Origin of the sequence: Succinatimonas hippei YIT 12066, from assembly GCF_000188195.1 — a bacterium.
GTDB classification, from domain to species: Bacteria; Pseudomonadota; Gammaproteobacteria; order Enterobacterales; family Succinivibrionaceae; genus Succinatimonas; species Succinatimonas hippei.
Map to the genome: position 1 here is coordinate 1 of NZ_GL831030.1, position 6,903 is coordinate 6,903.

General features: G+C 40.6%; 6 protein-coding genes. 3 read left to right on the plus strand and 3 right to left on the minus strand.

Annotated elements, in window-relative coordinates:
- Positions 1-162: 162 nt before the first annotated feature.
- Positions 163-2,025: a DUF294 nucleotidyltransferase-like domain-containing protein gene (locus tag HMPREF9444_RS07125; protein ID WP_009143730.1), complete on the plus strand. Its 1,863-nt coding sequence runs from the start codon at positions 163-165 to the stop codon at positions 2,023-2,025.
- A gap of 2 nt (positions 2,026-2,027) precedes the next feature.
- Positions 2,028-2,726 carry a 3'-5' exonuclease gene (locus HMPREF9444_RS07130; RefSeq protein WP_009143731.1) on the plus strand — a complete coding sequence of 233 codons (699 nt, stop codon included), beginning with the start codon at positions 2,028-2,030 and terminating at the stop codon, positions 2,724-2,726.
- A gap of 39 nt (positions 2,727-2,765) precedes the next feature.
- On the opposite strand, the gene suhB is transcribed toward HMPREF9444_RS07130, so the two are convergent.
- Entirely contained in the window at positions 2,766-3,569 is an 804-nt protein-coding gene (gene suhB, locus HMPREF9444_RS07135; protein ID WP_009143732.1) for an inositol-1-monophosphatase, read from the minus strand.
- Between the two features lie 79 nt (positions 3,570-3,648).
- Here suhB and HMPREF9444_RS07140 point away from each other — a divergent pair, with 79 nt between their 5' ends.
- Positions 3,649-4,188: a hypothetical protein gene (locus tag HMPREF9444_RS07140; RefSeq protein WP_009143733.1), complete on the plus strand. Its 540-nt coding sequence runs from the start codon at positions 3,649-3,651 to the stop codon at positions 4,186-4,188.
- Position 4,189: 1 nt separating this feature from the next.
- On the opposite strand, the gene uvrB is transcribed toward HMPREF9444_RS07140, so the two are convergent.
- Together uvrB and HMPREF9444_RS07150 are read right to left on the minus strand one after the other, a co-directional pair.
- Positions 4,190-6,232, minus strand: a complete 2,043-nt coding sequence (uvrB, locus tag HMPREF9444_RS07145) for an excinuclease ABC subunit UvrB (protein WP_009143734.1) — start codon at positions 6,230-6,232, stop codon at positions 4,190-4,192.
- 11 nt (positions 6,233-6,243) lie between these two features.
- On the minus strand, positions 6,244-6,714 hold the full coding sequence (locus tag HMPREF9444_RS07150; RefSeq protein ID WP_009143735.1) for a GNAT family N-acetyltransferase: 471 nt from the start codon (positions 6,712-6,714) through the stop codon (positions 6,244-6,246).
- Positions 6,715-6,903: the final 189 nt, after the last annotated feature.

The window sequence follows — 6,903 nt, forward strand, 5'->3', positions numbered from 1 at the left end:
TGATGACATCAACGAAGCTAAAGCATTAGCTTAATTAAGCTGTACATTCTAATCGGGGTTCATCGTCCCGATTATCAGTTATTGACAATCGGGCATTATACAGTTCGGGGTTTTAGCGGCAGATCCGGTTTGATACAATAAAAGAAAAATACGGAAAGAGCCATGGATCAGTCATTACTTCCCAATATTTACGATTTTATTTCCCATACCTATCCCTTCACGCGCTTGAATACTTTAGAGCAGGATGCCCTTGCCGCACAGGTAAAAATTTCTTATTACACACCGGAAGAAACGCTGCAGGATGAAAGCCTCACCGGCATCGGTCTTTTTATGATAAGAACCGGTGCGGTTGAACAAATTAACAAAGACGGAACACTAAGAGCTCGTCTTGGAGTAGGAGACTCCTTCGGCTTTACGCAGCTAAACAAAAAAGGCAGCAGCGATTATACGGTTCGCTTTTTAGAAAACACCCTGCTTTATATTATAAGTAAACAGGTTTTAGAATTTATCATTGCCAAAAACCAGCATGTCAGCGAATATTTTGACTCCAAAGATTGGGTAAGATTATCAAGCGTAAATCATTTGGCAAACAATAAATCTGCAGCCGCCAATTCTCACTTTTCCCGACCTGTTTCCGATTTTTATCTCAACGATTGCGCTTTAGTCTCACCTAAAAGCACCATACGCCAAACAGCACAGGAAATAGGATTAAAGCATGCCGAATGCGCCTTTATTGTTGACAACAACAAACTTATAGGGGTTGTTACCAAGTCCGACATTACACTGCGTGCCGTTGCCGCCGGAGTAGATCCCAGTGAAGAAGTAAGCGCCATAATGTCAAAAAACCCCGTAACTATAAACCTTACTGATCCGCTTTATCATTCGCTTGAGCTTATGATTGAGCATAATATAAAAGTATTGCCGGTTATTGATAGAGGACAAATTGTCGGTATCATTACCGCATCACAATTATTGCAAAACTCACAGCTTCAAGCAGTTTTTCTATTAAAAGCGATAAAACAGCAAACCAAGGTAAGCGAACTTAAAAAATTATCCGCACAAAAACAGGAAATCTTCAAAACTCTTGTGGAAAATGACGTATCCCCGCAAATTATTCAGCTTGTAATGTCCAAAATTGCTGATGCCTTTAATAAAAAGCTTATTGATATTTATCTTAACGAGCATGAAAAAGCCCCGTGCAATTTTGCCTGGATCGCAGCCGGATCTCTTGCCCGCAGCGAAGTCCAGCTTTTATCAGATCAGGACAATGCCTTAATCTTGGAACGTGACTGCACCGATACCGAACTTAAATATTTTAAAGATATGGCTGATTTTGTCTGTCATGGTCTTGATGAGTGCGGATATGCACTTTGTGACGGTAACTATATGGCTTCCAATCCTAAATGGTGTTTAAGTTACTCCAACTGGTGCAAAAATTATGAAAAGTGGATACTAAATCCCGATCATGACGATCTGCTAAATGTTTTAGTTTTTATGGATCTGCGTTTTATATACGGAGATGAGTTTTTACTTAACAAACTAAAGTCTCACATGTTAAAGCTCACGGGAGACAACAGTCGTTTTCTTGCAATCATTACCAATTTAACGCTTGCGGTCAATCCGCCGTTAGGACTGTTCAAACAATTCGTGCTTACTAAAGACGGACAAAACAAACCCTATCTTAATATAAAAAAACAAGCCGTAAATTTAATTGTTGAACTTGCAAGAATTTATGCTTTAAGTTCAGGCTCTCTCATAACAGAAACCCCCGATCGGCTGAAAGCTGCGGCAGAATCACAAAAAATCAGCAAAGATGACGAACGAGAATTAAGTGAAGCTTTATATTTCTTAAATAGCTTGCGCTTTAAGCACCAGATAAACGCCCTTAACAATAACGAAGAACTTTCCAACAATCTTGTTCCCGATACTTTAAGCCAATTTGAGCGCAATCATTTAAAAGACGCATTCAGAATTATTGCAAAACAGCAGGAAGCTGCTAAATTCAGGTTTTGCGGAGGCATTTAATCATGCTTAATTTATTTAATCCGCTCATAAAACTGGAAAAAAGAAGACGCAAGTCCATACTTAACGGGACTATTCCTGAAAAAGCTCAAATACTCTTTGAACAGGAAATAATTACCTCTGGTTTTCTTGATTCACTGCCGCTTACGGCGCTTGATTTTGAAACCACCGGCCTTGATTTTAATGAAGATTTGATCCTTTCAATGGGATGGGTTGACATTAACCGCGGTGAAATAGACTTTTCAAGCGGATTTCATACCTTTATAAATATTGCCGATAAAGTCAAAAGCCACAGTGCCGTAATCAATCATATTACACCTGAAATGCTTCTGCACGGCGTAAGTCTTAACGAAGCGCTCAATCAGTTAATAGAACATATTAAAGGCAGAATTATCATTTGTCATGCCGCTGTAATTGAAAAAACTTTTTTATCAAAAGCTTTAGAGCTTAAAGATCCTGCATTACTGCCGCTCATCTTTTTAGACACTTTACTGCTTGAAAAAAGCTTCAGCACTCACACCGGCAATGTCAATGACTTACGCTTATCTTCAATTCGCCGACGCAGAAAACTTCCTGCGTACTGTGCTCATAATGCTTTTGCCGACAGTGTTGCTACGGCAGAAGTATTTTTAGCTCAAGTAAAGGAAATCTACGGAAACAAGCGCCCGTCTTTACTGGAAATAGCCAAGCGCTGTATTAATTAAAAGACAAAACAGCGGTGGTAATGCACCGCCAAAAGACTGCTAACGTAAAACTTCAGGAAGGGTTTTAGGATCGGTAACTTTTAATAATCCTTTAACAATATTAGGATTACCGCAAAGAATATTGCCCGATTTTACATATCCAGTTTCACCCATAAAATCGGTTACGATACCGCCTGCTTCTCTGACTAAAAGCTCACCTGCAGCAAAATCCCACGGCTTTAAGCCCTGCTCTAAATACCCGTCAAAACGTCCGCATGCGACATACGCTAAATCAAGGCTGGCAACTCCCATACGGCGAATATCGGCACAATTATCAATAAGACGTGACAACAAAGGAATATAAGCAGACATGCGTTCACGATAACGAACCGGAACTGCTGTTGCAATAATCGAGCCTTCCAAGGAAGGGCGGGAAGCGACACGTATACGACGTCCGTTTAATTGCGCGCCGTCTCCGCGGGATGCGGTAAACATCTCATTTTTAATCGGATCAAACACTACTGCCACTTCGGTTTTTCCATTATTTTTCAACGCAATAGAAACACCTACGTGCGGAACTCCCTGAACGAAATTGGTCGTTCCGTCAACAGGATCGATGATCCACTGGAATTGTGAATCTTTATTTCCCTGAACGCCGCCCTCTTCGCCTAAAACAGCATGATCGCGATAAGATTTAAGCAGAATCGAGGTAATAGTCTGTTCACATTCACGATCGACATCTGTTACCAAATCGTCTTTGCGCTTTTCAGTAACTTCAAATTGATCGTTTTGACCTAAATTACGTGCAATAATATTACCGGCAGCACGTGCAGCGCGTACTGCGATATTTAGCATAGGATGCATGACAAAGAACTCTCTTGATGTTTTAAGACAGGCTAATTATATTCATTTTGCGACCTTTGCTCAATGACGGAGAATAAGGATGGAAGAAAAAAATAATTACAAAGAAACCGCAAAAATTTTTAAACGCTACGGGATCCATGACGATCCGGCATTATGGCAAGCTTTTACTCTGGGCCTTACCGCTAAAGGATTCATCCCGGGCGATCGTGTCCTTACTTTAAAAGTATGCGAGCTTTTAAATGATTCAAACCCGTTGCCCGGCGAAATAATAGCGCTTATCACAAGTTTTGCTATTGATGCTGAGGAAATGCTGAAAAACGGCAAAGTACCCGAACTTATGCTTCCTCCTTCTGATGACAAACCTCAAGCACGACTTTATGCACTGGCACAAAGCGCTTACGGTCTTTCTTTAGGATTATCATGCGATTTAAAAGGTTTTGACGATATTAAAGATAAAGATTTAAAAGACGATCTTAAAACCCTAATTCAAATCGGCAAACTAGATACCGAAAGCGAAGAGCTTGATGAGGACGATTTTAAAAGCGTTAAAGACTTCATGGAAAATCTTAGTCTATCCTTCTTTAAAAAACGTCCCTCTTTCATTACAGTAAAAGATTAATTTATTCTCGACCCGGCATTAAAAGCAATTCCTGCTGCAATGCCTGCATTTCATCACGGACAGAAGCTGCCTCTTCAAACTTAAGCTCGGAGGCAAGCTTCAGCATCTGCTCTTCAAGTTTATCAATCTTAGCACTGAGTTCTTTTGCGCTGAGTTTATGCCGACGCTTATCCCATTCTTTAAACGAAATAGGTCTCTCGCGTTTTTCTTCAGGAGCTTTAAAGACTGATGTTTGAGTTAAAGCCACCTCCATAACATCAACGATTTTCTTCTCAATTTGTTTGGGTGTAATGTTATGTTCTTCATTAAATTTTTGCTGAATATCACGGCGACGTTTTGTTTCATCTATAGTCACACGCATAGAATCTGTGATCTTATCAGCATAGAAAATAGCTTTACCTTTAACATTACGCGCCGCACGTCCTACTGTCTGAATTAGCGATCGGGATGAACGCAAAAAGCCCTCTTTATCGGCATCTAAAATTGCAACCAATGAGACTTCCGGCATATCAAGGCCTTCTCGCAACAGATTAATGCCGACCAAAGCATCAAACTCACCTAAACGCAAATCCCTGATAATTTCCATACGCTCAACCGTATCAATATCAGAATGAAGATACCTTACTCTAATGCCGTGTTCCTCAAGATAAGACGTAAGCTCTTCCGCCATTTTCTTAGTCAGCGTCGTAACAAGAACCCTTTCGTTTTTAGCTGCTCTTATCCTTATCTCAGACATTAAATCATCAACCTGAGTAGCAACGGGACGCACTTCAATCTCAGGATCCAGAAGTCCTGTAGGACGGATAAGCTGTTCAACAACCTGAGACGAAGCCTCAAGCTCATAATCTGCCGGAGTTGCCGACACATAAATGGTTTGAGGCTGCAGTTTTTTGAACTCTTCAAATTTAAGAGGACGATTATCAAACGCCGACGGCAGGCGGAATCCGAAATTAACGAGATTCTCTTTACGCGATCTGTCGCCGCGATACATGGCGCCGATTTGCGGCACTGTCACATGAGACTCATCAATGATCAAAAGTCCGTCTTTTGGCAAATAATCAAAAAGGCAAGGAGGCGGCTCTCCTTCCTTTCTTCCAGTCAAATAGCGCGAATAATTTTCAATGCCCGAACAATATCCTATTTCATTTATCATCTCAATGTCATAAGCGGTACGCTCTCTTAGCCGCTGCTCTTCAAGAAGCTTATTGTTGGACAAAAAATAATCGCAACGCTCTTTTAAATCAACTTTAATCTCTTCAACTGCCCGCTGCAGTATTTCTTTAGGCGTAACATAATGAGTCTTAGGAAAAACCGTAAAACGCGGTAATTCAGCTTCTATTGCGCCGGTTAAGGGATCAAAACGCAGAATTTTTTCTACTTCATCATCAAAAAGTTCTACGCGAATGGCAAAACCTTCCGACTCTGCCGGAAAAATATCAATTACATCTCCGCGAACTCTAAAGGTACTGCGGGTAAATGCCACATCGTTGCGCGTATACTGCAGCTCAGCAAGACGAGTTACAATATCGCGCTGAGATATAAACTCGCCGCGTGATAAATGCAGCATCATTTTCAGATATGTCTCAGGCTCTCCTAAACCGTAGATAGCCGAAACCGAGCACACGATGACAACATCGCGACGCTCCATAAGCGCTTTAGTCGCGCTAAGGCGCATCTGATCAATATGCTCATTTACTTTAGCGTCTTTCTCAATAAAAGTGTCAGTCGCTGCAATATATGCTTCAGGCTGATAATAATCGTAATATGAAACAAAATACTCAACGGCGTTTTTAGGGAAAAACTCACGCATTTCACCATAAAGCTGAGCAGCAAGAGTTTTATTGTGCGACAAAATCATTGTAGGGCGATTGAGCTTGGCTATAACATTTGCCATAGTAAAAGTTTTACCGGATCCGGTTACCCCCAAAAGAGTCTGAGCCTTATCACCCTTTTGTATTCCTTTTACCAAAGCGTCTATTGCTTCTACCTGATCGCCTGCTGCCTTAAACGGACTAACAAGCTCAAATGATTGCCGCACCGGCATTTTTTCTCTCCTTAATCAGCCATATCCTTAAGAGCTTTTCCCGTGAGGCGGTAAACAGTCCACTCATCCATAGGTATCGCCTTGCATGACTTATAAAATTCAATTGACGAAGTGTTCCAATCAAGACATGACCATTCTAATCTTCCGCACTGCCTATCAACGGCAATTTTAGCCAAAGCTTTCAGCAATCCTTTACCGTATCCTTGTCCGCGATATTCTGGCAATACAAATAAATCTTCAAGATAAACACCGGCTCTACCTAAAAAAGTAGAAAAATTATGGAAGAATAGAGCAAAACCTACTTCTTTACCTTCATCATTGACCGCAAAAATAACTTCTGCTTTCTTTTTATCAAAAATCCACTCCTGCAAAAGCTCAGAAGTAGCTACAACATCATCTTCCATATGCTCATATACGGCAAGATGATTAATAAATTCTAGGATTTTAGCTGCATCTTTACGTTCTGCTTTTCTTATTTGCATCTTTGATTCCTTTTCCTATCAGTAAGATACAAAGATTATACAAGCTGAACGATTTTTTAAAATAACCTTAAATTAAAAACTTTAACTACAAAATTTCCTCAATTGCCGCCACTTCACGCACAGGTCCGTACGTCTCATCCTTGTTTGCATTGACGATGACAATTGCAAGCGTAATGACTTCCTTATCGC

Bases quoted from the DNA above. Each gene is read 5' to 3' on its own strand.
- uvrB (WP_009143734.1), bottom strand. From the start codon at position 6,232: ATGCCGGTGCGGCAATCATTTGAGCTTGTTAGTCCGTTTAAGGCAGCA.
- HMPREF9444_RS07125 (WP_009143730.1), top strand. From the start codon at position 163: ATGGATCAGTCATTACTTCCCAATATTTACGATTTTATTTCCCATACC.
- HMPREF9444_RS07140 (WP_009143733.1), top strand. From the start codon at position 3,649: ATGGAAGAAAAAAATAATTACAAAGAAACCGCAAAAATTTTTAAACGC.
- suhB (WP_009143732.1), bottom strand. From the start codon at position 3,569: ATGCATCCTATGCTAAATATCGCAGTACGCGCTGCACGTGCTGCCGGT.
- HMPREF9444_RS07150 (WP_009143735.1), bottom strand. From the start codon at position 6,714: ATGCAAATAAGAAAAGCAGAACGTAAAGATGCAGCTAAAATCCTAGAA.
- HMPREF9444_RS07130 (WP_009143731.1), top strand. From the start codon at position 2,028: ATGCTTAATTTATTTAATCCGCTCATAAAACTGGAAAAAAGAAGACGC.